Below are 25,033 nucleotides of genomic sequence, written 5' to 3' on the forward strand. Positions count from 1 at the left end.
TGGCTCATTCAAAGGGCGGCGGGAGCATCGAACTCCTTTCGCCAGGGTGAGATGAGGACCAGATGACTGACACGCTTTATTTTACGACGGGCGACGGCTGCCGGATCGCCTATCAGCTGGCGGGGGCCGGCCCTGTGCTTGTGCTCTCGAATTCCATTGCGACGAACCTGCATATGTGGGACCGGCAGCTAGCGGAACTTGCCGGATTTTTCCGGGTGCTGCGCTATGATCTGCGCGGCCACGGCAGTTCCGATGCTCCGGCCGGAGCCTATTCGCTTGATCGGCTGGGCCGCGACGTCCTTGAGCTGCTGGATGCGCTTCAAATCGCCCGCGTGCATTTCTGCGGGCTGTCGCTGGGCGGCTTCGTAGGGCAGTGGCTGGGTATCCATGCCTCGGAGCGCATCGAGCGTCTCATCCTTTCCAACACCTCGCCGCATCTCGGGCCGGCTTCTTACTTTGATGAGCAGATCAGGACTGTCCTTGCAGCGAGCAACATGTCGGCCACCGCGGACATGTTCATGCACAACTGGTTTCCCGCCTCGATGCTTGCCGGCCCAAACGAAACCGTCGACGCGTTCCGCGCGATGGTCCTGGCGACGCCGCCCCAAGGTCTCGCGGGATGCTTCGCCGCCGTACGCGATTGCGATCTGCGCCGGACTGTCTCCCTCATTACCGCCCCCACCCTGGTGATCGGTGGAGAAGACGACAAGGTAACGCTGGCAAGCCACAGCGAGGCGATCGCAGCCAGCATCCCCGGCGCCACGCTTACACTGCTTCCGGGCGTCCATATGCTGAACGTCGAGCGGCCGACTGAATTCATGAGCGCCGTTACACGCTTCCTGCTGAATTAGGCGTGCATGCGGGCGCCCTTGGTGATCTTGTCGACGAGTTTCTTGTCGGCACGCAGCGCGATGCCGACGATCTTGGCGTCCTCAGGGCCGAACTCGGCGAAGACGGCGCGGTTGGCCGCATCGAAGCCGGTGGCAAACATCTCCTCGACATAGGCTGACGCCGTCACGCCCCGCTCCAGCGCCTTCCGGTGGATGGAGTTGAGCGTCGGCCCATCGGCCGAAAGCACGATGACCGGCTGGATCGACAGAGGATTGTAAAGGTTGCCGGCGCGGTCGCGGTAGGGTTCGCCGATAATGTCGGGGAATTGCGCGACGACGCCGCTGGTCAGGAAGGCCGTGACGTTGAGCTTTTGCCAGACGGCGAGATTGTCCCGCAGCACGATTGCAAATTTCGTATCGAACACCAAAATGAGGACTCCGGAGCACGCCCATGAAGGGCAGGGATAGGTGATGACGCACGATCTAGACGGTGAGGCGACACAGGGTCTTGGACGTTCGTGCGCGGATGAAGACCGGATCGTCTCGGCGCCAGGCGGCACCGGCATCGAGCGCATCGAGGCGCATTTCCATGGCAACGCCTTCGACCTGCACCGTCATGATACACTTGCCGTCGGCGTGACGCTTTCCGGTGTGCAGCGCTTCCACTACAGGGGCACTGTCAACCACAGCCTGCCCGGCCAGGTTATCGTGCTGCATCCCGACGAAGTGCACGATGGCAGCGCCGGGACCGAGGATGGTCTGCGCTACCGGATCCTCTATCTGGAACCCTCACTGCTGCTCGACTGCCTCGACGGCGCGCCGCTGCCTTTCGTCAGGGATGCTGTGGTCAGCGATCCTGCCTTGCGTGGCACGCTGCTTTCGGCCCTGTCGCCGCTCGATGAGGAACTGGACGAGCTGTTCGTCGCCGATTTCGTTGCGGAGCTGGCGCAGCATCTGGGGCGTCATGCGGGACAGAAAGCAAAGCCGATGGGGAAGTCGGCCTCGCGTGCGGCAGCGCTGGCGCGCGGCTATCTCGAGGAGAATGCCGAGCGGTCCGTTCGTTCCGATGAGCTGGAAGCCGTCACCGGGCTCGACCGCTATGCGCTGTCACGCCATTTTCGCGCGACCTATTCCACCAGCCCGCATCGGTTCCTGCTGATGCGCCGGCTGCAAAAGGCAAGACGGATGATCGAGGTGGGCGAGCCGCTGGCCGAGATTGCCGTTGGCGCCGGCTTCAGCGACCAGAGCCATTTCAACAGGCATTTCAAGAAAGCATTCGGCCTGACGCCCGGCCGCTGGTCGACCCTGGTGCGCGGGCCTTCGGTAGCCGCCTAGGTCAGGAAGATCAATCGTCGATGTCGCCATCGTCGTCGACAAGCACCAGCTCCTCGTTCGACAAATTGGCCTCGATGCGGGCGAGCAGCTTGAACAGCGTCTTCTGTTCTTTCTTGTCGAGGCCCTTCAACGCCTGCTTCTCGGTCTTCTTCACCGACTTCTCGATGGCGTGGATGATCTCGCGGCCGGTGTCGGTGAGAAAGATATGCGCCTGGCGTGCATCCGCGGAAGAGGCGCGCTTTTCCAAAAAGCCCTGGGCCTGCAGCCGGTTGATGGTCTTGGTGATGGTCGGCGGGCGAACGCCGAGGCGGCCGGCGAGATTGCCGGGCGTCTGGCCGTCCTCGCGGTCGAGCGTCAGCATGATCTGGTCTTGGCCGGCATAGAAGCCGTGCGCCAGAAGCCGCGCCGCCAGCGCGGTCCTTGCCAGCCTTGCCGCCGAATGCAGCCGGCTCATCGTTGCAGTCTTGTCCGCCTTGGCCATGGTGATCCCTCTTCGGCCGTACCGGTGCGTGCAGCATAGACGCAGCCGGCCGGTTGGCAATCGACGATCCAAAAGATTCCGGCTTTCGAAACAGCTTTGCCGGCAAGCATTTGTGGTGCTCGAAATGGTGATGCCAGATGTTTATTTCAGTTAGATGACAAACGAGTTTCCGCCAAGGCGATTGCAACGGTTTGACGCGGCGCGGCTTAGCACAGGTCAACGAAGAGGCGTTTCCGGCGACACGTTGATGGTCGGCATCCCTCGCACTCCCATCCGCTTCGTCAATCCTGGGTCAAACACCCAGGCGGTTTGCCTCGTGCAAAAGACCGGCACACATCCTATATCAGGCCAACAATCCCTTCTTGCGGCCCGCAATTCCGTGGCCCAGCCATTTCGAGGCAAGATATGAGCGAAGCACAGACGCAAATCCCCGTGACCGTTCTCACCGGCTATCTCGGCGCCGGCAAGACGACGCTGCTCAACCGCATCCTGTCGGAAAACCATGGCAAGCGTTATGCCGTCATCGTCAATGAATTCGGCGAGATCGGCATCGACAATGATTTGATCGTGGAATCCGACGAGGAAATCTACGAAATGAACAATGGCTGCGTCTGCTGCACGGTGCGCGGCGACCTGATCCGCGTCGTCGAAGGCCTGATGCGCCGTCCCGGCCGCTTCGACGCCATCGTCGTCGAGACCACCGGCCTCGCCGATCCTGTGCCGGTGGCGCAGACCTTCTTCATGGACGACGACGTGCGCTCCAAGACCAAACTCGACGCTGTCGTGGCCCTGGTCGACGCCAAGCACCTGCCGCTCAGATTGAAGGATTCCAAGGAAGCCGAGGACCAGATCGCGTTTGCCGATGTTGTCGTGCTGAACAAGACCGACCTTGTGACGCCCGAAGAGCTGGCCAAGGTCGAAGCGACCATCCGCGCCATCAACCCGGCGGCCAGGATTCACCGCACCACGCGCGCCGGCGTGGCGCTGTCCGAAGTGCTCGACCGCGGCGCCTTCGACCTGTCGCGCGCATTGGAGAACGATCCGCATTTTCTCGAGGCGCACGATCATGATCACGACCACCATGATCACGACCACGATCACCACGACCATGATCACGACCATCATCATCACGATCACGCGCATCCCTCCGACATCCATGACGTGACCGTGCAGTCGGTGTCGCTGCGCGGCGGCGAGATGGACCCGAAGAAATTCTTCCCGTGGATCGAGAAGATCACTCAGAGGGAAGGTCCCAACATCCTGCGGCTGAAAGGCATCATCGCGCTCAAGGGCGACGACGAGCGCTATGTCATCCAGGGCGTGCACATGATCATCGAAGGCGACCACCAGCGCGCTTGGAAAGACGGCGAAAAGCATGAGAGCCGGCTGGTGTTCATCGGCCGCGAGCTTGACGCCGAACGGCTGAAGAAGAGCTTTGACGCCTGCCAGGCGGCTTGATTTCCGGACTCTATGGCGCTAGCGCTGCCCGCTCTTCCTTCTCCCCTTGTGGGAGAAGGTGGCCTCGCGAAGCGAGGTCGGATGAGGGGTGCTCCAGCTCGGCACCGACGGCGATCCGTTCAACACCCCTCATCCGTCTCGGCGCTGCGCGCCGATCCACCTTCTCCCACAAGGGGAGAAGGTCGGCGCCAGGCCTGGCCGCCTCAGTGGCTTCCCGGGAGTGGTGACAGCTTCATTGGAATGGTCCTGATGCCCACAGTTGCTCCCCTCGACCTGGAAGGTCACTGCCTTGCCGCCGTCTTCCTCGACAACGTGCCGCATTTTGCGCTCGCCGATGGGAAAGTTCATAGGCTCGACAACGGCCACAAGACAATTCAGGCCAATGACGGCCTGCTCTCCACGTTCCATGACGCCGCCAACGACCGCCTGATCACCGGCGGCGAGGACGGCAAGATTTTTGCCGTTGCCGCCGGCGGCAATGTCAGCGAACTCGCCAGCGTCGGCAAGAAGTGGATCACCAGCGTTGCCGCCGGGCCGCAAGGCGCTATCGCCTATGCCACGGGCAAGACTGCGTTCGTGCGCTTTGCCGACGGCAAGACCAAAGAGTTTGCCCATCCACGTTCGGTCGAGGGGCTGGCCTTCTCCCCCAAGGGCATGCGCTTCGGCATCGCCCGCTACAATGGCGCGACGCTGCATTTCCCGGCCGCCGAGGGCAGACCGGTGGAGCTGGAATGGGCCGGCGCCCATACCGGCGTGACCTTCTCGCGGGATGGCGCCTTCCTCGTCACCACCATGCAGGAAAACGCGCTGCATGGCTGGAAGCTCGCCGACGGCAAGCACATGCGCATGACCGGCTATCCCGGCAAGGTCAAAAGCCTATCGTGGAGCGTGAAGGGCAAGTGGCTGGCGAGTTCCGGCGCGCCGGCGGCGATCGTCTGGCCGTTTTCGGGCAAGGACGGCCCGATGGGCAAGGCGCCGCTGGAGCTCGGCACGCGCGGCAACGCCATGGTGACATCGGTTGCCTGCCATCCGAGCCAGGATGTCGTCGCCGTCGGCTATGATGACGGCATGGTCATGGCGGTGCGCTTTGCCGATGCCAAAGAGGTGCTGTTGCGCCGCCCGGGCATGGGCGCCATCACCGCGATGATGTGGGACAAGGAAGAGCGCCGGGTCGCCTTCGGCAGTGCCGCCGGCGACTGCGGCGTCATCGATATCTCGGCGTGACCTATTCGGCTCCGCACGACACCTTGCCGGTCAATTCTTTCGGCTTGCCGTCCTGTTCCGTGTCGGCGGCGTTGTCGTAGACGGCAAGCGTGTACCGGCCGGCATAGACGCCCTCGTCACTGGTCTTGGTCAGGATCGTCAGTTCGACAGAGTTGAATTTATCGCCGAGCTGATGCTCGTGGTAGATGTTCAGCCGCAACTCCTTGTCGTCCAGCCAGTACTGGGTGAGGTCGGAATCCTCGAAGACGGTCTTGCGCAGACTGTCGCCTTCCGGCCGGCCAAGTATCTCGAGATCGCCGCGAAAATTGAAGGTCGGGCCGCCCATGCCTCTGGTGACCCCGGCGCCGACCTCGAATTGCACCGCTTTGTCATCGACGGAACACCAGACGCCGCCCGATGCGGAAGCCGCAGCGGCCGACAAGAGTAGCGCAATAGCGCAGATGATCGTCCGCATTTTTCTCCCCAAACCACAAACCCGATCGCATTGGCGCCCGACTGCGCCGGAAGGTCAAGTCTGCCGAACTTGCTGCTGACCCAATGCAGGGCACCAACACGGCCAATTGCGGTTGCCGTCGCCAATTGGGTAGTGTGCCGGCCGAGAGGGATTTCATGCACAGCACGAACAGTTCAAAAGCATCCATCGGCGGTATCAGCCGTGACCGCATCGCTGCATTGCGGACAAGCGAGGCGAACACCTTCCGCAAGGCGCGGCCGAAATCGCAGGCCAAGGTCGGTAACGGCCTGCCAGGCTTCTTCGGCGGTGTGCCGATGCACTGGATGAACGACTGGCCGACGCCATTCCCGATCCTGGTCGAAAGCGCCAAGGGCGCCGCCATCACGGATATCGACGGCAACAGGCTGGACGATTTCTGCCTCGGTGACACCGGCTCGATGTTCGGCCATTCCCCGCCGCCGGTGGCGCGCGCCATCCGCCGCCAGGCCGGGCGCGGCCTGACCTATATGCTGCCTTCGGAAGATGCGCTGGCCATCGGGCCGCTGCTCACACAGCGTTTCGGTCTGCCGTTCTGGCAGATCGCCACCACCGCCACCGACGCCAACCGCTTCGCGCTGCGCGTCGCCCGCGCCGTCACCGGCCGCGAAAAGATACTGGTCTTCAACGGCTGCTATCACGGCTCGGTCGACGAGACGATGGTCCGGATGGTCGACGGCAAGCCCGTGAATCGGCCGGGGCTGGCGGGTGAGTTTCGCGACCTGACCACGATGGCGAAGGTCATTGAATTCAACGATGTCGCCGCGCTGCAAGCAGCGCTCAAGGACAAGGATGTCGCCTGCGTCATTGCTGAGCCGGTGCTGACCAATTCCTGCATGGTGCTGCCCGATCCGGGTTTTCACGACGCCTTGCGCAAACTGACGCGCGCGGCCGGAACGCTGCTTCTGATAGACGAGACGCACACGATTTCGACTGGACCCGGCGGCTACACTAGGAAATTCGGACTACAGCCCGACCTGTTCGTGCTGGGCAAGCCGATCGCCGGCGGCGTGCCGGCAAGCGTGTGGGGCATGAGCGACGAGGTCGCCTCGCGCTATGCCGACTACAATCGAACCAAGGAGCCGGGCTATTCCGGCATGGGCACGACGCTGTCGGCGAACCCGCTGCAGTTCGCAGCCATGCGCGCAACGCTCGAAGAGGTGATGACGCAGGAGAATTATGCCCGGATGGATCGCCTCGCCCTGCGGCTCGATGCCGGGCTGACCGGCGTCATCGATCGCTACAATCTGCCCTGGCATGTCGCCCGCGTCGGCGCCCGCGTCGAGTTCATCTGCGCCCCTGGCCCGCTCAGGAACGGCGCCGAAGCCGAGACTGCCCATGCGCCGGAGCTTGAGGCGGCTATCCATGTCGCGCTGGTCAACCAGGGCGTGCTGATCGCGCCCTTTCACAACATGATGCTGATCTCACCGGCCACCACCGGCGTCCAGGTCAACCGGCTGATCACCGCCTTCGCCACGGTTGCGGCAAGGCTGACGGCATGAGACAAGCTGCCAAGCCAAACTCGAGTACACTAATCATGACTTCACCTTCGGGCTCGACGCCCGCCGAGGCGCAAGCCTTTCTCGACGCCCATCCCGAAATCGAAGCCTTCGATATCGTCTTGACCGACGCCAACGGGGTCGGCCGCGGCAAGATCGTGCGCCGGCATGAGCTGAAAAGCATCTTCGAGGGCGGCCGCCACATGCCGATCTCGATCCTCGGCCTCGACATCACCGGCGAGGATGTGCACGAAACCGGGCTGATCTGGACGACTGGAGACGGCGATCTCAGGGCATGGCCGATCCCCGGCACGCTGGTGCCGCTTTACGGCACGAACCCGCCGCGCGGCCAGTTGCTGATGGCGATGTACCATCTCGAGGGACAGCCTATGTCGTCGGACCCACGGCTGGCGCTGGCCAGGCAGGTCGACATCTTGGCGGCCAAGGGCCTCTATCCCGCCGGCGCCTTCGAACTCGAATTTTTCCTGCTTGCCAATGAGCGTGACGCCGACGGCAAGGTAAAGCCGGCGGACGCCGTGCTCGACGGCCGCCGCTCGGCCAAGACGGAAGTCTATTCCGTCGACCATCTGCACGGCATGGAGCCGCTGTTTTCCGACATCTATGCCGCGGCCAAGGCGCAAGGCATTCCGGCCGAAACGGTGATTTCCGAATACGCGCCCGGCCAGTACGAGCTGACGCTGAACTATCGCAGGGATGTCATGCGGGCGGCCGACGACCTCGTCATGTTGAAGCGGCTGGTGCGGGCGCAGGCGCGCCGCCATGGTGTCACCGCCTGCTTCATGGCCAAGCCGATCGAAAAATACGCCGGCTCCGGCATGCATTTCCATGTTTCGTTGCAGGACAAGAACGGCCGCAACGTTTTTGCCGAGGCTGGCGGCGAAAGCTGGTCGCTGCCGCTGCTGCAGGGGCTCGGCGGGCTGATCCAGACCATGGCCGAATCGATGCTGGTGTTTGCGCCGCACGCCAATTCCTGGCGGCGCTTCGTCTCGCAGTCCTATGCGCCGGTGGCGCCGACCTGGGGCGTCAACAACCGTTCGGTGGCGCTGCGCATCCCGGCGGGCGACGCCAAAAACCGGCGCATCGAGCACCGGCCGTCGGGTGTCGACGCCAATCCCTACCTGATCGCGGCAACGGTGCTGGCCGGCATCATCAAGGGTCTGGACGAAGGCCTCGACCCCGGCCCCGAAACCACTGGGAATGGCTATGAAGCCGCCATCACGCGCACGACCATGCCGGTCGACTGGCGCGCCGCGATCGAGGCGGCGCGGGCCTCGAGCTTCCTGAAAGAGGCGCTTGGCGAGGATCTGCATCGCACCTTCGTGGCGATCAAGCAGTCGGAGTATCTGCGCGTCGCCCGCACCGTCAGCGAGCTGGATTACCACCTCTACCTCCATGAGGTCTGAGAGACCGCCTGGAACTCGGGCAGTCGTCCTGCTAGCCCGACGATCAGGCGGCGATTACTTTTTCGCCGCCTGCATCAAACGAGGTGGCGCTGCAGCCTTCAAGAACATATCATGAACGGATGAGCGCACCTACCGTCCGTGAAAAGCTGGCAATCCTGTCTGACGCCGCCAAATACGATGCTTCTTGCGCCTCGTCGGGCTCGGCGAAGAAGGATTCGCTCCAATCCGGCGGTATCGGCTCCACAGAAGGCATGGGCATCTGCCATTCCTACGCGCCGGATGGCCGCTGCATTTCGCTCCTGAAAATCCTGCTGACCAATTTCTGCATTTACGATTGCAGCTACTGCACCAACCGCTCGTCATCGAATGTGCGCCGCGCCCGCTTCAGCATCGAGGAGGTGGTGAAGCTGACCATGGATTTCTACCGGCGCAACTACATCGAGGGCCTCTTCCTGTCCTCAGGAGTCATCCGCTCCCCGGACGAGACCATGGCCGAGATGGTGGAGGTGGCGCGGCGGCTGCGGCTGGACGAAAAATTCTCCGGCTATATTCATCTGAAGACCATTCCGGAAAGCTCGGCCGAACTGGTCGAGCAGGCCGGGCTCTACGCCGACCGGCTGTCTATCAACGTCGAACTGCCGACCGATGAGGGCGTCAAGAAACTGGCGCCGGAGAAGAAGCCGGAAACGATCCGCCTTTCCATGGCGAACCTGCGCCGGAAGATGGAGGAAAAAGCCGAGCCGACGCTGAGGACCAAGAAGCGCGAACGCTTTGCGCCCGGAGGTCAGTCGACGCAGATGATCGTCGGCGCCGACAAGACATCCGACGACGGCATCTTGCACACCAGTGCGCGGCTCTATGGCAGCTACCATCTGCGGCGCGTCTATTACTCCGCCTTCAGCCCGATCCCGGATTCGTCATCGTCGCTGCCGCTGCAAAAACCGCCGCTGATGCGCGAGCACCGGCTCTATCAGGCCGACTGGCTGATGCGCTTCTACGGCTTTTCGCAGCCGGAAATCCTCGCCAGCAGCAGCGACGGCATGCTCGATCTCGCCATTGACCCCAAGCTCGCCTGGGCTTTGCGCAATCGGGCGAGGTTTCCCATCGACATCAACCGCGCCGATCGGGAAGCGCTGCTGCGGGTTCCGGGTCTGGGCACCAAGGTGGTGGCGAAGATCCTTGAAACCCGCCGCCACCGACACATGCGGCTGGAAGATGTCGGACGGATCTGCCATTCGATCGCCAAGCTGAGGCCCTTCATCATCGCCGAATGCTGGTCGCCGGGTAGACTGACGGACAAGACCGGCTTGCGCGACACGATCGTAAAGTCCTGCGAACAACTGTCTCTGTTTTGACCATGCAGCCGGCCCAGCTCGACCTTGCCCGATACACTGTCCGGCTAGCGAGCCAGACCGATTTCGCCGGTTGGCGCGATGCGGCACGGCGTCTGGCGCTGAATGAGGTCCGACCTGAGGATATTAGTTGGGGTGTCGGGTCCGACGCCAATGATCCTCAAGATGCCTTGCCGGCGGTGCCAGAGGGCGCGCAGCTTACCGTCCGGCGCGAGTTCATCGCCCATGCCGAAACCGCCTTCTGCCACTCCGACCCCGGCCGGTTTGCCTTTCTCTACTGGATGCTTTGGCGCCTGCGCACCGAGCCGAAACTGCTGGCGATCGCATCCGATCCCGACACCAGGCGGCTCGAAGCCATGGAAAAGGCGGTGCGGCGCGACAGCCATAAGATGCATGCCTTCGTACGCTTCCGGAAGATCGGCGACGGCGAGAACGAGCGCTACGTCGCCTGGTTCGAGCCGGAGCATTTCATTGTCGAGCGCAACGCGGATTTCTTCGTCCGGCGGTTCACCGGCATGCGCTGGACCATCCTGACGCCCTATGCCTCCGCCGACTGGAACGGCGAAAGGCTGGCGATCGGGCCGGGTGCGGCCAAGGGCGATGCACCCGATCAGGACGACACCGAGGCGTTGTGGCTGACCTATTTCGAAAACATCTTCAACCCGGCGCGGCTCAAGGTGAAGGCGATGCAGAAGGAGATGCCGAAGAAATATTGGCGGAACCTTCCCGAGGCCTCGCTCATTCCAGATCTGATCGCAGGAGCGGACGAGGCCGCCAGGGATATGATTGCCAGACTGCCGACAACGCCGGCGCCGCACCACGCCAAGCTGCAGGCAAGACATTGGCCGAAGCCCGAGCCGGCCGAGGCGCCGGATGAAGACGATGCCAAGACGATTTCCGATTTGCGCGAGGCTGCAAAGGGTTGTCGTCGCTGCCCGCTCTGGCGCGACGCGACACAGACCGTGTTCGGCGAGGGGCCGGATGACGCCAAAGTGGTCTTCGTCGGCGAACAACCTGGCGATCAGGAAGATCTCGCCGGCAAACCTTTTGTCGGGCCAGCGGGCAAAGTGTTCGATGCGATTCTCGATGACGCAGGCGTCGACCGGCAAAAAGTCTACGTCACCAACGCCGTCAAGCATTTCAAGTTCGAGCCGCGCGGCAAGCGCCGCATCCATTCGAAGCCAAATGCCGGCGAAGTCCAGGCCTGCCGCTGGTGGATCGGCCGGGAGCTTGAGCTGATCAAGCCGGACCTCGCCGTGGCGCTTGGGGCAACGGCGGCGTTGTCGCTGCTGGGCAAGGCCATTGCCGTGACGAAAATGCGCGGCCAGTTGATCGAACGCGAGGATGGCTTGCGCGTGTTCATCACCATCCACCCCTCCTTTATCCTGCGCATTCACGAGCCGACGGACAAGGAGGCTGAGCGCGAGCGGTTCCTAAAGGATATGAGAGAGGTGAAGCGGCTGATGGGGTCGTGAGATGAGCGAAAGCCTCAGCGACATCGTCATCCGCGGGCGGAGCAAGGAGTGAAGCGACGCAGCGCAGACCCGAGGATTCATGCCGCGACGTTTGGACGCTGCTACGGTGCAGAATTCTGCTCCGCTGCGCTCGACGGCTAACATCACGGAATGGACCCGGGGCTTCGCGACGGAGCTTCGCTCCTGCTTCGCCCAGGGATGACGAAGCTGAGTGGCTTCAGCCAATCACCTACGGTCGTGAATCCAACGTTGGAAACTTCGGCCGCCACGGCCGAATTAACTGATTAGGATTGCCCTCAGATCATTCACATTCGTACCCGTCGGCCCCGGCACGAACAGATCGCCGATCGCGTTGAACGCCGTCCAGGCATTGTTGCCGGCCAGCATCGCCTTGGCGTCGATGCCGGCGGCACGCATGCGCGAGACAGTTGAGCCATCGGCAAAGGCGCCGGCATTGTCTTCAGAGCCATCGATGCCGTCGGTATCGGCGGCCAATGCATGAATACCTTCCGCGCCGCTGATACCGATGGCAAAGGCGAGCAGGAATTCGGAGTTGCGGCCGCCCTTGCCCCTTTTTCCGTCAACAGGGGCCCGCAAGGTCACGGTCGTCTCGCCGCCGGACAGGATCAGCACCGGCTTTTTGAACGGCCGGTTGCGCGTCGCCACTTCGCGCGCAATGGCTGCATGCACGCCACCGACCTCGCGCGCCTCGCCCTCGATGGAATCGGAGAGGATGACGGCTTCGATGCCCTGCCGTTTTGCCTCAGCGGCTGCCGCTTCCAGCGACACGCCAGCCGAGGCGATCAGGTGCACTTCATTGCGTGAAAAGCGCTGGTCATCCAGATCTGGCGCATCGGCCTCTGGCGAGTTGATGTGCGCCATGACGGCGTCGGGCAGTTTCATGCCGTAGGCCGCTATCGAGGCCAGCGCATCGGCGCGGTTGCCGGAGTCGGGCACGGTCGGGCCGGAGGCCACCAGCGCCGGGTTGTCGCCGGGAATGTCAGAGACAACCAGTGATACCAGTTTGGCCGGCCAGGCGGCAGCTGCCAGCCGGCCGCCCTTGATGGTCGAGAGATGCTTGCGGATTGTGTTCATCGCCGCGATCGGCGCGCCGGAGGCAAGCAGCGCCTCGTTGACGGCGATTTCGTCGGCGAGCGTCAGGCCGGCGGCAGGCGACGGCAGCAGCGCCGATCCTCCGCCCGATATCAGCGCCACTACCAGGTCGTCCGCAGTCAGCCCTTGCACCTTTTCGAGCAGGCGCCGCGACGCCTCAAGACCGGCAGCGTCCGGCACCGGATGTGCCGCCTCGATGATTTCGATGCGCTCGCATCTGGCGCCATAGCCGTAGCGGGTGACGACCAGCCCTTCGATCGGGCCATCCCACACCTTCTCGAATGCCGCCGCCATCTGCGCCGAGCCCTTGCCGGCGCCGATGACGATGGTGCGGCCCTTGGGCCTGGCCGGCAGATGATCCCTGATGGTCCGTTCAGGATCGGCAGCGGCAACAGCGGCATTGAAGATCGAGATGAGAAAGGATTTGGGATCGAGCACGGTTATCCTTGGCCGTAACTGGCGGTTTTCAAAATGAGCAAACGTTGGCGCTGCCCCTCACCCTCACCCCGTGAAAGACGGGGAGAGGGGATCGCCAGCGCTCGAGCTTGTCCTTTCTCCCCGTCACTATACGGGGAGAAGGTGCCGGCAGGCGGATGAGGGGCAGCGCCAACGTCACGATTTACCTTCCGGCGGCAGCGCCAATTGTGTCCGATCGACGCCGAGATGATCGCACAGTGCATCGACGACGACGCCATGATCCTGGCGTTCCGGCAGGCCGGAGACGGCGATGACGCCGATGACGCCGGCACCCTTTACAGTCACCGGAAACCCGCCGCCGGCCAGTACGTAATCAGCAATATCCAGCCCCTCGCCGACCTTGAAGGTGCGGTCCGGTCGCTGCTGTTCCAGCACCAGACGATAGGTGCTCCTGAGGTAGCGCTTGACCACATTGATCTTGCGTCGTGCCCAGTCGGGGTTGGAGGCGTTTGAACCGGGCATCGCGGCATAAAACAGCGGCCGATCCCACAGCCTGATATCGATGATGATGGGCAGCTTTTCGGCCAGCGCCCGCTCGCGGATCGCCGCGCCGACCTTGAACGCGACGGCCTCGTCGAAGGCCGGGAAGACCAGCGTCTCTTCCTGTTTCTGGATCAGAGCGATGTCGTCTGCGGCGGCCATTTTTGTTCTCCGAAATCGTCACAAATCGTGTGTACGACAAGCTCCGCCCGGTCAAGGTCTCGTCGCGGTGGTGGTCTTGCCCCGCCAGGATCGCCCCCCCACTCCGTCGAGCTTCTCTCGACACCTCTCCCCCGATCGACGGGGTAGAGGAAGGGCGCAAAGCTGTCCGAACCGGCGCCCGTCCTCCGAAGCAAAGGCTCCCTTCCTCTCCCTCCGGAGGGGGATAGGTGGCGCCGCGAAGCGGCGACGGAGTGGGGGAACCTCTTGGCAACCAGGCGCAATCATCATCTTGTCCCGCGCGGATGATGAGTCCTAACCCGCGATCATATCACTCTTGGCCGGCCGCCCCGCGACATAGACCTCGCGCACGGCACGGTCGTCGCCCAGCGTCTGCAGCAGGAACAGCTCCTCCGCCAGCGTCTCCACAGTCGCCATCCTCAGCCGCATCGCCGGCGTGGCGCGGGCGTCGAGCACGGTGATGTCGGCATCGGTGCCTTCATCCAGCGTGCCGACCTTGTCCGCCATAGACAGCGCCTCGGCATTGCCACGTGTTAATTGCCAGAAGGACTGGAACGGGTTCAGCTTTTCGCCAGTCAGCGCGATCACCTTGTAGCCCTCGTCCATGGTGCGCAGCATCGAATAGTTGGTGCCGCCGCCGACATCGCTGGCCGCGGCGATGCGCAGCGGCTTGTCGCGGCGCCGAAAGCGCTGGTAATCGAACAGGCCGGAGCCGAGGAACAGGTTCGAGGTCGGGCAGAACACCGCCACCGAGCCGCTGTCCGACAGCGCATCGGCCTCGCGTTCCAAGAGATGGATGCAGTGGCCGAACAGGCTCTTTGGCCCCAGCAGGCCATACTGCTCGTAGACATCGGTGTAGTCGCGCGCCTGCGGATAGAGTTTTTGCGTGAAGGCGATTTCGGCGTGGTTTTCCGACAGATGCGTCTGCATATGCAGATCGGGATGCTCGCGGCAGAGCGCGCCCGACATCTCCAACTGTTCGGGCGAAGAGGTGATGGCGAAGCGCGGCGTGATCGCATAAAGCTGGCGGCCCTTGCCGTGCCATTCCGCAATCAGTGCCTTCGTATCGTCATAGCCGGATTGCGGCGTGTCGAGCACGCCTACCGGCGCGTTTCGATCCATCATCACCTTGCCGGCAATGTTGAGCATGCCGCGCGCATGCGATTCGGCAAAGAACGCTTCGGCAGACGCCTTGTGCACCGAGCAGTAGGCGGCGACCGTCGTCGTGCCGTGGCGCACCATCTCGTCCAGGAACAGCCGGGCGATGCGGCGGCCATGCTGGGCGTTGGCGAATTTGGTCTCTTCGGGAAAGGTGTAGGTGTTCAGCCAGTCGAGCAGTTCGGCGCCGTAGGAGGCAATGACCTGCATCTGCGGGAAATGCGCATGCGCATCGATGAAGCCGGGCAGCAGCAGATGCGGCCGATGATCGATCCTTTTCGCACCGTCGCCCGCTTGCTTTTCGACTTCCGTGTAGCTGCCTGCGGCAACGATCCGGCCGTCGCGGATCAGCAGGCCGCCATCCTCCTCATAGCGCCAGGCGGCATGGTCGTCGATGGCTTCGGGCCAGCGCAAGAAGCTTAGCGTGCGGCCGCGCAGAAGTGTGGAGGTCATCCCTATTTCCCTGCGCCTTCGAACCAGGCGACCAGCAGCGCCCGTTCCTTGTCGCTGATCTGGGTGACGTTGGCGGGCGGCATGGCGTGGCTGCGCCCGGCCTGCAAATAGATTTCACGCGCATGCTCGGCAATGCCGGCGTCGGTGTCGAGCATCACGCCCTTCGGCGCATGGTAGATGCCTTCATAGACCGGCTCGGCCGTATGGCACATCGAGCAGCGGCCAAGCACGGTGTCGCGCACCGCCGGGAAATGCGACGAGGCGATATAGACTTCGGCCGCGGCGGATGCCTTGGGCTCGCCGGTCAGTATTTTCGGCGCTGTCGACAGCCACATGATGATGACGAATAGCACCGCAGCCGCCATCCAGGTCCAGTGGGGGTTGCCGGCACGCTTATGCACGGTGTTGAAATAGTGCCGGATCAAGACGCCGATGATGAACACCAGCGAGGCGATGACCCAGTTGAACTCCGTCGCAAACGCCAGCGGATAGTGGTTCGACAGCATCAGGAACAGCACGGGCAGCGTCAGGTAGTTGTTGTGCAGCGAGCGCTGCTTGGCGATCTTGCCGTATTTCGGGTCGGGCTTTCGGCCGGCAATCAGGTCGGCGACGACGATCTTCTGGTTTGGAATAATCACCATGAAGACATTGGCCGACATGATAGTGGCGGTGATGGCGCCGAGATGCAGGAAAGCGGCGCGGCCGGTGAACAGATGCGTCAGACCCCAGGCGATGAACACCAGAACGCCATAGAGCACCAGCATCAGTCCGGTGTCACTTTTGCCGAGCGGCGACCGGCAGAGCAGATCGTAGACAACCCAGCCGACGCCGATCGTCGCCATCGACAGCAGGATGCCCACGGGAACCGACATGGACAGAACATTGGGGTCGATCAGGAACAGGTCGGCGCCGGCATAGTAGACCACGCACAGCATGGCGAAGCCGGACAGCCAGGTGGCGTAGGATTCCCACTTGAACCAGGTCAGGTGTTCCGGCATTTCGGCCGGCGCCACCAGATATTTCTGGACGTGGTAGAAGCCGCCGCCATGCACCTGCCATTCCTCGCCGAATGCGCCGACCGGCATGCCGGGGCGCTGGCGCAGGCCAAGGTCGAGCGCGACGAAATAGAAGGACGAGCCGATCCAGGCGATGCCGGTGACGACGTGCAGCCAGCGCACGGCGAAACTCAGCCAGTCCCAGAAAATCGCGAAATCCATCATGTGAAATCGTCCCTGCCGATCGGCTGACTTTACGGTGTGGGGCGCAAACGAAAAGAGGCGAGGTGTACGATGACTTTCAAAAAAAAATGGAAAATACTAGGCTGACCACGTACGCCGCCACATAAAGAGCCACGAATGGCCTATCTCGACAACATCGCCGTCTTCGTCCGCGTCGTCGAGCTTGGTAATCTCTCGGCGGCAGGCCGCGACATGCGCATTTCGCCGGCGGTCGCCTCCAACCGCATCAAGGAGCTGGAAAAACACCTCGGCGTGCGGCTGTTCAACCGCACGACACGGCAATTGATGCCGACGGAGCATGGCACGGTGTTCTACTCCGGCGCCAAGCAGGTGCTGGAGGCTATCACCGAGGCGGAAGCCGCGGTTTCGGCGCTTTCCGGCCAACCGCGCGGCACCATCAAGGTGACCGCACCGCTCGGCCTCGGACGGCGGCTGGTGGCGTCGGGCATTCCGGATTTCCACGACAAATACCCCGATATCGAGGTGCGGCTGAGGCTCTCCGACCACAATATCGACATCATGAAGGAAGGCATCGACGTCGCCTTCAAGCTCGGCATCATCGAGGATTCCAGCCTGCGGATGCGCGGCATCATGGAATGTGAACGCGTGCTGGTGGCGGCACCGAAATATCTCGAAGCGCGCGGCGAGCCGGTGGAGCCACAGGAGCTGATCGGCAAGAAGCACGACTGCCTGATGCTGCGCTATTCCGGGGCGCGCGAATATGTCTGGACGCTGCAGACGCCGTCCGGCCCGCAGAAATTCGAGGTGCACGGCCCCTACGACACCGACGATGGCGATGTGCTGACCGGCTGGGCGCTGTCGGGCCGCGGCATCATCAACAAGCCGCGCTTCGAGGTCGAACCCTTCATCCGCGACCGGCGGCTGCAGGTCATCCTGGCCAGCACGCCGCCAACGCCGGTGCAGTTCGCCGCCGTCTATCCGCACAAGAAGCTGCAGGATCCAAAGGTGCGGCTGTTGCTCGACTTCATGGCCGAGCGTTGCCAGCGGCTGATCAAGGATTTGCTGGCCGGCAAGTGAGGGGCTGTTGGCCCAGTCGCCAGGGTTGTCTTACAAGCAGGTGACCTTAGGTTCGCATACGCCGGCCTATGATCGATGGTCCCATGCCGACTGACCAGCAAGCCACAATGCATCTTGCCGTTTCGCTCAACATTACTTCCGGGCAGCCGCTCGGGTTTAGCGACCTGGCCGGCTTTGCCAAGCAAGCGGAAGCGGCGGGGCTGGACATGATTGTCCTCGATGATTCCGCGCCGAACAGCGCCGGGTCGAGTTCTTTCGAAGCGACGACCTTGCTGGCGGCGCTGGCGACGGTGACAAGTCGGATCGGCCTTGTCGCTGCAGCCTCGACGGTGGCTCACCAGCCGTACAATCTGGCGCGCCGTTTTGCTTCGCTCGACATCATCAGCCATGGCCGCGCCGGCTGGCACGCGACCATGGCGCAGGCGCCACGGGAAGCCGCCAATTTCAGCCGGCCGGATGGATTTTCCGACGATGTGTTCCGCCGCCGCACGCAGGAATACATCGGCATCGTTCAGCGCCTGTGGCAGGGCTGGGATGCCGACGCGCTGCTGTTCGACAAGATCGGCGGCCGCTTCCACGATCCCGAAAAAATGCACCTGCTCGACCACAAGGGCGAATTTTTCTCCGTGCGCGGGCCGCTGAACGTCGCGCGCTCGCCGCAGGATACGCCGGTGCTGGTGCTGTCCGGCCTGTCCGAGGCCGACCTGGATATGGCCGCCCGCACTGCCGATGTCGTCCTGCTGGACAGACCCACAAAGGACCCCAAGGCGCGCCATGACGATCTCAAGCGCCGCGTTGTGGCCTGCGGACGCGATCCGGGTGCGGTCAAGCTGCTGCTGAACGTTGGCGCAGATGTCGCTGCCAACGCGCTCGAAACATGGTTCAGCTCGCAAAGCTGCGACGGGTTCAACATCGCAATACCGCCTGCGGCGATTGACGGTTTCATCGGCCGCGTGCTGCCGGAATTGCAGCGCCGCGGCCTCGTCCGCCCGGATTATCCCGGCACCACCTTGCGCTCTCATCTCAGACTTGCCGGAGGAGCGCAATGACCCGCCAGATGAAGCTTGGCGCCTTCCTGTGGGCGACGGGCCACCACATCGCCGCCTGGCGTCACCCCAAGGCGCATGTCACGGCAGGCATCGACATCGATCATTACATCCAGCTGGCGCGCACGGCGGAAGCGGCGAAGTTCGACATGGTGTTCTGCGAGGACGCCGCCGGTCTGCGCGAAGCCAATGTCGGCATCGCCAGCCAGACCTCACGCTCGATCGGCTTCGAGCCGATCAGCCTGCTGTCCGCGCTCGCCGTGCAGACCAGCCGCATCGGCCTCGTTTCGACGGCGTCGACCAGCTACAACGAGCCCTACGGCCTGGCGCGCACCTTTCTGTCGCTCGATCATCTGAGTGGTGGCCGGACTGGCTGGAACCTGGTGACGTCGGCCAGCCCCATCGAAGCCGCCAATTTCGGCGCGACGGGCCTGAAACCGCATGCCGACCGCTACGAGCGGGCGCGCGAATTCGCCGAGGTGGTATCAGGACTTTGGCAAGGCAGTGGCTTTCACGGTCACAACGGCCAGAGCTTTTCGGTGCGCGACCCGCTCGACCTGCCGCGCTCGCCGCAGGGCGCGCCGGTGATGGTGCAGGCCGGCGCCTCGGATGTCGGCCGCGACCTTGCCGCCCGCACCGCCGACGTCGTGTTCACGGCGGCGCAGACCCTCGAGGAAGCCAAGGGCTTTTACGACAACCTCAAGGGCCGTATGGCTGCCTATGGGCGGGAACCCGACGACATCAAGATCATGCCCGGCGTCTCCCCGGTGGTGGCAGATACCGAGGCCGAAGCGCGGGAGAAACAGGAGGAATTCCAGGCGCTGATCCCCGACGATGTCGGCGTGGCGCTACTGTCCAGCTATCTCAGCATCTCCGATCTCGGGAGCTATCCGATCGACGGACCGATGCCCGAGCTGCCGGAGACCGAGGGAATGAAAAGCCGCCAGGCGCTGGTCATCGAACAATCGCGCCGCGACGGCCTGTCGATCCGCCAGCTTGCGCGCCATTTCGCCGGCGCACGTGGCCATTGGCGTATCGTCGGCACGCCGGCGCAGATCGCTGACGAATTGCAGGCGCGGTTCGAGGGCGGCGGCGCGGACGGCTTCAACGTCATGCCGTCATACTTCCCCGGCGAGCTCGATGCCTTTGCCACGCTGGTGGTGCCGGAACTGCAGCGGCGCGGACTGTTCCGTCGGGAATACGAAGGCAGCACCTTGCGAGATCATCTCGGCCTGAAGCGGCCTGCTTAGCCGCGCCGAAGCTTAGCCGGCCATCATCTTGTGCTGGACTTCATGGTCGGCATTCGGCGCGGTGTTGTGAACGACCAGTGCCGTCATGATCTCGGCTGCCGCGAGCGCCGCGATCACCGGCGGGCGCTTGTCCCTGACGGCGTCGCCGCCGATCGGGGAGACGAGGCGGGCCAACTCAGCCTCCGTGCCATCCGCCGATTTCAGGAACCAGTTCCTGAACGTCGCTCTCTTGGTTTTCGAGCCGATCATGCCGACATAGGCCGCGTCGTCGCGCTTCAGCGCCTCGGCGACGATGAGGAAATCCAGCGCATGGTCGTGGGTGAGGATGGCGAAGGCGGTGCCGGCGGGGGCGTTTCGCACCTCGGCCTCGGGCATCGGCGTCAGCAGCGTCTCGACGGTTTCCGGCATGCCTTCCAGCGCTTCGGCCCGCGTCTCGATGACGACACCACGCACGGGAAGAAGTGCAACGGTCGAGGCCAGCGCCTGGCCGACATGGCCGCCGCCGAAGATATAGACATGCGGCAGGTGGGCTTCCTCGGCTTCTGCGGCCGCGATCAGCTCGGCAGCAAGCGCGGCATCGACGATACGGATCAAGACTTCGACGCGCCCGCCGCAGCACTGGCCGATCTCGGGACCTAGCGGCACGTCAAGCGTGGCGCGGACTTCATCGACCGCGATGCGGGCTTCTTTACCCTCCCCCTTGTGGGGAGGGTCGNGCACGTCAAGCGTGGCGCGGACTTCATCGACCGCGATGCGGGCTTCTTTACCCTCCCCCTTGTGGGGAGGGTCGGTGAGCGGACGCCGCGTGGCGGCGTCCGCGAAACGGGGTGGCTTGGCACGATCGTCCGCACCCCCACCCCGGCCGGCTTCGCCGGTCGACCCTCCCCACAAGGGGGAGGGTGAAGACCCCACCATCTGCCTCGCCTTGTCGATCGCCATGTACTCGAGCTGACCGCCGCCGATCGTGCCAAAAATCGCCGCCTGCGATACGAGCATGAAGGCGCCCTTCTCGCGCGGAGTCGAGCCTTTGGTGCCGGCCACTTCGACTAGAGCAAGCCGGCCGGCGCTGGCGAGAAAAGCTCTGAGGCTTTGCACTTTCGACTTCATATTTCGCATTCCCGTACGGGAAATATAGGGTTTTTCAGTCTGAATTGCACGTTTTGCCAGAATCCAGGTCAGAGTCAGGCGCTATTCTTGGCTTCACCCTTCAGCCGTTCGATCGCCATCAGCACCCGTTCTGGTGTTGCAGGAGCGTCGAGACGCGGACAGACCTTATGATCGGCCACACTTGCCACCGCGTCCGACAGCGCATGCAGCACAGACATGCCGAGCGGGAAGGGCGGTTCGCCGACCGCCTTGGAACGGTGCACCGTCGGCTCGTTGGCCTCCGGCCAGTCGGCCAGCGTGACGTTGAATATCTTCGGCCGGTCGGACGCGAGCGGGATCTTATAGGTCGACGGCGCATGCGTGCGCAGCCGGCCCTTGTCGTCCCACCACAGCTCCTCCGTCGTCAGCCAGCCCATGCCCTGGATGAAGCCGCCCTCGATCTGGCCGAGATCGATGGCGCGGTTCAGCGAGCGGCCGGTTTCATGCAATATGTCGGTGCGCTCGACGACATATTCGCCGGTCAGCGTGTCGACCGAGACTTCCGAGCACGAGGCGCCATAGGCGAAATAATAGAACGGACGGCCCTCGCCCTTGTCACGGTTCCAGTGGATTTTCGGCGTCTTGTAAAAACCCGCCGCCGACAGTTGGATGCGGGCCATATAGGCCTGCTTGACGAGGTCGGTGAAGGCGATCTCCTGGTTGCCGATGCGCACCCGGTTGGGCAGGAAAAGCACCTGCTCGCGCGGCACCTGGTATTTTTCGGCGGCGAAGTCGGTCAGCCGTTCCTTGATCTGGCGGGCGCCGTTCTGCGCCGCCATGCCGTTGAGGTCGGTGCCGGACGACGCCGCGGTGGCCGAAGTGTTGGGCACCTTGCCGGTGGTCGTCGCGGTGATCTTGACCTGGTCGAGGTCGATCTGGAACTCTTCCGCCACCACCTGCGCCACCTTGACGTAGAGGCCTTGCCCCATCTCGGTGCCGCCGTGATTCAGATGCACCGAACCATCGGTGTAGACATGCACCAGCGCGCCGGCCTGGTTGTAGTGGGTGGCCGTGAAAGAGATGCCGAATTTGACCGGCGTCAGCGCCAGGCCGCGCTTGATGAAGCGGCTGTTGGCGTTGAAGGCCTGGATGATGCGGCGGCGCCCCGCATAGTCGGCGCTCGCCTCCAGCTCGGCGACGATGCGGTGGATGATGTTGTCCTCGACCGTCTGGTGATAAGGGGTGACGTTGCGGCCCCCGTCTTTATCACCACTGGTGCCATAAAAATTCTGCTTGCGGATTTCGAGCGGGTCCTTGCCGACGGCAAAGGCAACCTCGTCGATGACCCGTTCGGCGCCGACCATGCCCTGCGGGCCGCCGAAGCCGCGAAACGCCGTGTTCGACACGGTGTTGGTGTAAAGCGGCGCCGATTGCGCATGCACCGCCGGCCAGAAATAGGTGTTGTCGCAATGGAACAGCGCGCGGTCGGTGACCGGGCCGGACAGGTCCGATGAAAAGCCGCAACGCGCCGCGAACATGAAGTCGACGCCAAGAATGTTGCCGGCGTCGTCGAAACCTACTTCGTAGTCGACGAGGAAGTCATGGCGCTTGCCGGTGGCAATCATGTCGTCGTCACGGTCGGGCCGGATCTTGACCGCGCGATGGTGTTTCTTGGCGGCGATCGCAGCCAATGCCGCAAACTGGTTGCCTTGCGTCTCCTTCCCGCCGAAGCCGCCACCCATGCGGCGGATTTCCACTGTGATGGCGTTGCTCGGCACGCCCAGCGCATGGCTGACCATATGCTGGACTTCGCTCGGATGCTGGGTCGAGGAATAGATGGTGACGTCCTGGTCCTCGCCAGGAATGGCCACTGCGATATGGCCTTCGAGATAGAAATGCTCTTGGCCGCCGATGCGCATCTTGCCCTTCAGCCGGCGCGGCGCCGCCTTGATCGCGGCAGCGGCATCGCCACGCTTCAGCGTGAGCGGCGGCGTGACCAGCTTGTCCTTGCGGGGGTCGAGATCGCCAATGTCGGTGACGAAAGGCAATGGACTGTATTCGACCTTGGCCAGCCGGGTGGCGCGGCGCGCCTGTTCGCGCGTCTTGGCAATAACGCAGAAGATCGGCTGACCATAAAACTGCACCTTGTCGTCGGCCAGCACCGGCTCGTCGTGTCGACCGGTCGGCGAAATGTCATTTTCGCCCGGAACGTCCTTGGCCGTCAGCACATCGACGACGCCCGGCGCCGCGCGCACCGCCGACAGATCCATTTTGCTGATCGTCGCATGCGTCGCCGTGGACAGGCCGAGGCAGCCATGCAGCATGCCCGCCGGTTCCGGCATATCGTCGATATAGACCGCGCTGCCGCTGACATGCTTGTGCGCGGAATCGTGGCGCTGGTCGGCGGCGACGCCACCGGAAATCTTCTGCGCCTTGAGATCTGGAGAGGCGTGCTTGTTCATCAGGCCGCCTCGTTGCGCGACACCTGGAACGGCGCCTTGCTGCCGCTGGTTTCGGCAAAAAAGCGCAGCAGCAGGTTCCTGGCCGCCAGCGCCCGGTATTCGGCCGATGCCCGCATATCGGTCAGCGGGGTGAAATCGCCGGCATATTCAGCCATGGCCGCTTCCACCGTCGTCTCCGTCCACGGCTTGCCGAGCAGCGCTTTTTCGACACCGAAAGCCCGCTTTGGGGTCGCCGCCATGCCGCCATAGGCGATGCAGACATCGGCCACCGTGCCATCCTTGGCGAGGTCGAGGAAAAAGGCGCCGAGGGCTGCGGTGATATCCTCGTCGCGGCGCTTGGTGATCTTGTAGACGGCAAACTTCGTGCCCTTGGCCGGCACGGGAACGTGCACGGCCTCGACGAATTCGCCTGGCTGCCGGTCCTGCTTGCCATAGGCGATGAAGAAATCTTCGAGCGCGATGGTACGCCGCTTCTTGCCGCGGCGCAGCGTAAGCTGCGCACCAAGCGCAATCAGGGGCGGCGGCGTGTCGCCGATCGGCGAGCCATTGGCGATGTTGCCGCCGATGGTGCCCATGTTTCGTACCTGTTCGCCGCCGATGCGGTCGAACAATGGCCCGAGCGCGGGGATGCGCTTGGCCAGTGTCGCGAAGGCGTCGGTGTAGGTGACGCCGGCGCCGATGGTGATGACATCATTTTCTTCGGAGATCGCGCACAGCCCCTCGAGATTGCCGATGAAGACTACCGGTGAGATGTCGCGCATGTGCTTGGTGACCCACAGGCCGACGTCGGTCGAGCCGGCGACAACAGTGGCGTCGGGTTCCTTATCCAGTACAGCGGCGAAATCGTCGACGTCAGCCGGCACAACCAGCCGCTGCTTGCCGGCGCCGATTTCGACGCGGGCACCGTCATGCATAGCCTCGAGCCTGGCCGTGATCGCCTTGCGCTCGGCCGCCAGCGGATCCTTCGCCGCCTTGCCGTAGCTGGAGATGGCACGCGCGGCGCGCATGATTGCCTCGTAACCGGTGCAGCGGCAAAGATTGCCTTGCAAGGCCTTTTCGATCGCCGCATTCGACGGGTCCGGCGACTTCATCCACAGGCCGTAGAGCGACATGACGAAGCCCGGCGTGCAGAAGCCGCATTGCGAACCGTGGAAATCGACCATCGCCTGCTGCACCGGATGCAATTGGCCAGGCGCGGCGCGCAGATGCTCGACGGTGACGACATGGGTGCCGTCGAGCGAGCCCAGGAAGCGGATGCAGGCATTGACGCTTTCATAAACCAGCTTGCCGGCGGACATTTTTCCGACCAGCACCGTGCAGGCGCCGCAATCGCCCTCGGCGCAGCCTTCCTTGGTGCCGCGCAGCGAGCGGTCGAGCCGCAACCAGTCGAGCAAGGTCGCGTCGGGCGCCACCGACGACAGCGCGACATCCCTGCCATTGAGGATGAAGCGGATCTCGTTGCGTATGGTGATCTTGGCCATGCG

The 25,033-nt window shown here is 63.5% G+C and carries 21 protein-coding genes; 11 read left to right on the plus strand and 10 right to left on the minus strand.

Features of this window, described 5'->3' with window-relative positions; translation table 11 throughout:
- The first annotated feature begins 62 nt into the window (after nucleotides 1-62).
- Nucleotides 63-851 carry an alpha/beta fold hydrolase gene (locus tag X726_RS148295; RefSeq protein ID WP_023671358.1) on the plus strand — a complete coding sequence of 263 codons (789 nt, stop codon included), beginning with the start codon at nucleotides 63-65 and terminating at the stop codon, nucleotides 849-851.
- Here the strand turns inward: X726_RS148295 and X726_RS148290 are convergent.
- Entirely contained in the window at nucleotides 848-1,255 is a 408-nt protein-coding gene (locus X726_RS148290) for a DUF2000 family protein (protein WP_023671359.1), read from the minus strand. The two genes, X726_RS148295 and X726_RS148290, sit on opposite strands and share 4 nt — an antisense overlap.
- A gap of 46 nt (nucleotides 1,256-1,301) precedes the next feature.
- Between X726_RS148290 and X726_RS148285 the strand changes: the two genes are divergently transcribed.
- A complete protein-coding gene (locus tag X726_RS148285; RefSeq protein ID WP_023671360.1) occupies nucleotides 1,302-2,165 on the plus strand; it encodes an AraC family transcriptional regulator in 864 nt (287 codons plus the stop codon).
- 10 nt (nucleotides 2,166-2,175) lie between these two features.
- On the opposite strand, the gene X726_RS148280 is transcribed toward X726_RS148285, so the two are convergent.
- Entirely contained in the window at nucleotides 2,176-2,646 is a 471-nt protein-coding gene (locus tag X726_RS148280) for a MarR family winged helix-turn-helix transcriptional regulator (RefSeq protein ID WP_023671361.1), read from the minus strand.
- 405 nt (nucleotides 2,647-3,051) lie between these two features.
- Between X726_RS148280 and X726_RS148275 the strand changes: the two genes are divergently transcribed.
- The gene (locus X726_RS148275; RefSeq protein ID WP_023671362.1) at nucleotides 3,052-4,104 is read left to right on the plus strand and encodes a GTP-binding protein; all 1,053 of its coding nucleotides are present in this window, start codon (nucleotides 3,052-3,054) and stop codon (nucleotides 4,102-4,104) included.
- Between the two features lie 249 nt (nucleotides 4,105-4,353).
- Nucleotides 4,354-5,328, plus strand: a complete 975-nt coding sequence (locus X726_RS148270; protein WP_023671363.1) for a WD40 repeat domain-containing protein — start codon at nucleotides 4,354-4,356, stop codon at nucleotides 5,326-5,328.
- A gap of 1 nt (nucleotide 5,329) precedes the next feature.
- Here the strand turns inward: X726_RS148270 and X726_RS148265 are convergent, their stop codons facing one another.
- The gene (locus X726_RS148265; protein WP_023671364.1) at nucleotides 5,330-5,782 is read right to left on the minus strand and encodes a hypothetical protein; all 453 of its coding nucleotides are present in this window, start codon (nucleotides 5,780-5,782) and stop codon (nucleotides 5,330-5,332) included.
- A 155-nt stretch (nucleotides 5,783-5,937) separates the two neighbouring features.
- Here X726_RS148265 and X726_RS148260 point away from each other — a divergent pair, with 155 nt between their 5' ends.
- The 4 genes from X726_RS148260 to X726_RS148245 all read left to right on the plus strand — a co-directional run bounded on the left by X726_RS148260 (nucleotide 5,938) and on the right by X726_RS148245 (nucleotide 11,568).
- Nucleotides 5,938-7,320 (plus strand): aspartate aminotransferase family protein, encoded by a 1,383-nt coding sequence (locus tag X726_RS148260; RefSeq protein WP_023671365.1) that lies wholly within the window; start codon nucleotides 5,938-5,940, stop codon nucleotides 7,318-7,320.
- A 35-nt stretch (nucleotides 7,321-7,355) separates the two neighbouring features.
- A complete protein-coding gene (locus tag X726_RS148255) occupies nucleotides 7,356-8,741 on the plus strand; it encodes a glutamine synthetase family protein (RefSeq protein WP_023671366.1) in 1,386 nt (461 codons plus the stop codon).
- A 119-nt stretch (nucleotides 8,742-8,860) separates the two neighbouring features.
- Nucleotides 8,861-10,096, plus strand: coding sequence for a putative DNA modification/repair radical SAM protein (locus X726_RS148250; protein WP_023671367.1), 1,236 nt, complete (start codon nucleotides 8,861-8,863; stop codon nucleotides 10,094-10,096).
- A gap of 2 nt (nucleotides 10,097-10,098) precedes the next feature.
- The gene (locus tag X726_RS148245) at nucleotides 10,099-11,568 is read left to right on the plus strand and encodes a UdgX family uracil-DNA binding protein (RefSeq protein ID WP_023671368.1); all 1,470 of its coding nucleotides are present in this window, start codon (nucleotides 10,099-10,101) and stop codon (nucleotides 11,566-11,568) included.
- A gap of 276 nt (nucleotides 11,569-11,844) precedes the next feature.
- Here X726_RS148245 and X726_RS148240 read toward each other — a convergent pair whose 3' ends face one another.
- The 4 genes from X726_RS148240 to X726_RS148225 all read right to left on the minus strand — a co-directional run bounded on the left by X726_RS148240 (nucleotide 11,845) and on the right by X726_RS148225 (nucleotide 16,649).
- Nucleotides 11,845-13,125: a glycerate kinase gene (locus X726_RS148240; protein WP_023671369.1), complete on the minus strand. Its 1,281-nt coding sequence runs from the start codon at nucleotides 13,123-13,125 to the stop codon at nucleotides 11,845-11,847.
- A 168-nt stretch (nucleotides 13,126-13,293) separates the two neighbouring features.
- Nucleotides 13,294-13,800, minus strand: coding sequence for a heme-degrading domain-containing protein (locus X726_RS148235; RefSeq protein WP_023671370.1), 507 nt, complete (start codon nucleotides 13,798-13,800; stop codon nucleotides 13,294-13,296).
- A 312-nt stretch (nucleotides 13,801-14,112) separates the two neighbouring features.
- A complete protein-coding gene (gene guaD, locus X726_RS148230; protein ID WP_023671371.1) occupies nucleotides 14,113-15,429 on the minus strand; it encodes a guanine deaminase in 1,317 nt (438 codons plus the stop codon).
- A gap of 2 nt (nucleotides 15,430-15,431) precedes the next feature.
- Nucleotides 15,432-16,649: a urate hydroxylase PuuD gene (locus X726_RS148225; RefSeq protein ID WP_023671372.1), complete on the minus strand. Its 1,218-nt coding sequence runs from the start codon at nucleotides 16,647-16,649 to the stop codon at nucleotides 15,432-15,434.
- 135 nt (nucleotides 16,650-16,784) lie between these two features.
- On the opposite strand from X726_RS148225, the gene X726_RS148220 reads away from it, so the two are divergent.
- The 3 genes from X726_RS148220 (at nucleotide 16,785) to X726_RS148210 (ending at nucleotide 20,001) form a co-directional block, all read left to right on the plus strand.
- Nucleotides 16,785-17,705 (plus strand): LysR family transcriptional regulator, encoded by a 921-nt coding sequence (locus X726_RS148220; RefSeq protein WP_023671373.1) that lies wholly within the window; start codon nucleotides 16,785-16,787, stop codon nucleotides 17,703-17,705.
- A gap of 107 nt (nucleotides 17,706-17,812) precedes the next feature.
- Nucleotides 17,813-18,754: an LLM class flavin-dependent oxidoreductase gene (locus X726_RS148215; protein WP_023671374.1), complete on the plus strand. Its 942-nt coding sequence runs from the start codon at nucleotides 17,813-17,815 to the stop codon at nucleotides 18,752-18,754.
- Complete coding sequence (locus tag X726_RS148210; RefSeq protein WP_023671375.1) at nucleotides 18,751-20,001, plus strand: LLM class flavin-dependent oxidoreductase; 1,251 nt, start codon at nucleotides 18,751-18,753, stop codon at nucleotides 19,999-20,001. Before X726_RS148215 ends, X726_RS148210 begins: the two co-directional genes overlap by 4 nt.
- 12 nt (nucleotides 20,002-20,013) lie before the next feature.
- Here the strand turns inward: X726_RS148210 and xdhC are convergent, their stop codons facing one another.
- The 3 genes from xdhC to xdhA form a co-directional block, all read right to left on the minus strand.
- The gene (xdhC, locus tag X726_RS148205) at nucleotides 20,014-21,108 is read right to left on the minus strand and encodes a xanthine dehydrogenase accessory protein XdhC (protein ID WP_023671376.1); all 1,095 of its coding nucleotides are present in this window, start codon (nucleotides 21,106-21,108) and stop codon (nucleotides 20,014-20,016) included.
- Nucleotides 21,109-21,182: 74 nt separating this feature from the next.
- Nucleotides 21,183-23,549: a xanthine dehydrogenase molybdopterin binding subunit gene (gene xdhB / locus X726_RS148200; protein ID WP_023671377.1), complete on the minus strand. Its 2,367-nt coding sequence runs from the start codon at nucleotides 23,547-23,549 to the stop codon at nucleotides 21,183-21,185.
- Nucleotides 23,549-25,030 carry a xanthine dehydrogenase small subunit gene (xdhA, locus tag X726_RS148195; protein WP_023671378.1) on the minus strand — a complete coding sequence of 494 codons (1,482 nt, stop codon included), beginning with the start codon at nucleotides 25,028-25,030 and terminating at the stop codon, nucleotides 23,549-23,551. The genes xdhB and xdhA overlap by 1 nt, the downstream gene beginning before the upstream one ends.
- Between the last annotated feature and the right edge of the window lie 3 nt (nucleotides 25,031-25,033).

The sequence above is a fragment of the Mesorhizobium sp. LSJC285A00 genome (genome assembly GCF_000503155.1).
GTDB lineage: Bacteria > Pseudomonadota > Alphaproteobacteria > Rhizobiales > Rhizobiaceae > Mesorhizobium.

What these genes read in the sequence shown, in the direction of transcription:
- X726_RS148280 (WP_023671361.1), bottom strand. Translation starts at nt 2,646, where the DNA reads ATGGCCAAGGCGGACAAGACTGCAACGATGAGCCGGCTGCATTCGGCG.
- guaD (WP_023671371.1), bottom strand. Translation starts at nt 15,429, where the DNA reads ATGACCTCCACACTTCTGCGCGGCCGCACGCTAAGCTTCTTGCGCTGG.
- X726_RS148265 (WP_023671364.1), bottom strand. Translation starts at nt 5,782, where the DNA reads ATGCGGACGATCATCTGCGCTATTGCGCTACTCTTGTCGGCCGCTGCG.
- X726_RS148210 (WP_023671375.1), top strand. Translation starts at nt 18,751, where the DNA reads ATGACCCGCCAGATGAAGCTTGGCGCCTTCCTGTGGGCGACGGGCCAC.
- X726_RS148295 (WP_023671358.1), top strand. Translation starts at nt 63, where the DNA reads ATGACTGACACGCTTTATTTTACGACGGGCGACGGCTGCCGGATCGCC.
- X726_RS148220 (WP_023671373.1), top strand. Translation starts at nt 16,785, where the DNA reads ATGGCCTATCTCGACAACATCGCCGTCTTCGTCCGCGTCGTCGAGCTT.
- X726_RS148215 (WP_023671374.1), top strand. Translation starts at nt 17,813, where the DNA reads ATGCATCTTGCCGTTTCGCTCAACATTACTTCCGGGCAGCCGCTCGGG.
- X726_RS148235 (WP_023671370.1), bottom strand. Translation starts at nt 13,800, where the DNA reads ATGGCCGCCGCAGACGACATCGCTCTGATCCAGAAACAGGAAGAGACG.
- xdhB (WP_023671377.1), bottom strand. Translation starts at nt 23,549, where the DNA reads ATGAACAAGCACGCCTCTCCAGATCTCAAGGCGCAGAAGATTTCCGGT.
- X726_RS148225 (WP_023671372.1), bottom strand. Translation starts at nt 16,649, where the DNA reads ATGATGGATTTCGCGATTTTCTGGGACTGGCTGAGTTTCGCCGTGCGC.
- X726_RS148270 (WP_023671363.1), top strand. Translation starts at nt 4,354, where the DNA reads ATGCCCACAGTTGCTCCCCTCGACCTGGAAGGTCACTGCCTTGCCGCC.
- X726_RS148250 (WP_023671367.1), top strand. Translation starts at nt 8,861, where the DNA reads ATGAGCGCACCTACCGTCCGTGAAAAGCTGGCAATCCTGTCTGACGCC.
- xdhA (WP_023671378.1), bottom strand. Translation starts at nt 25,030, where the DNA reads ATGGCCAAGATCACCATACGCAACGAGATCCGCTTCATCCTCAATGGC.
- X726_RS148260 (WP_023671365.1), top strand. Translation starts at nt 5,938, where the DNA reads ATGCACAGCACGAACAGTTCAAAAGCATCCATCGGCGGTATCAGCCGT.
- X726_RS148245 (WP_023671368.1), top strand. Translation starts at nt 10,099, where the DNA reads ATGCAGCCGGCCCAGCTCGACCTTGCCCGATACACTGTCCGGCTAGCG.
- X726_RS148275 (WP_023671362.1), top strand. Translation starts at nt 3,052, where the DNA reads ATGAGCGAAGCACAGACGCAAATCCCCGTGACCGTTCTCACCGGCTAT.
- X726_RS148255 (WP_023671366.1), top strand. Translation starts at nt 7,356, where the DNA reads ATGACTTCACCTTCGGGCTCGACGCCCGCCGAGGCGCAAGCCTTTCTC.
- X726_RS148285 (WP_023671360.1), top strand. Translation starts at nt 1,302, where the DNA reads ATGACGCACGATCTAGACGGTGAGGCGACACAGGGTCTTGGACGTTCG.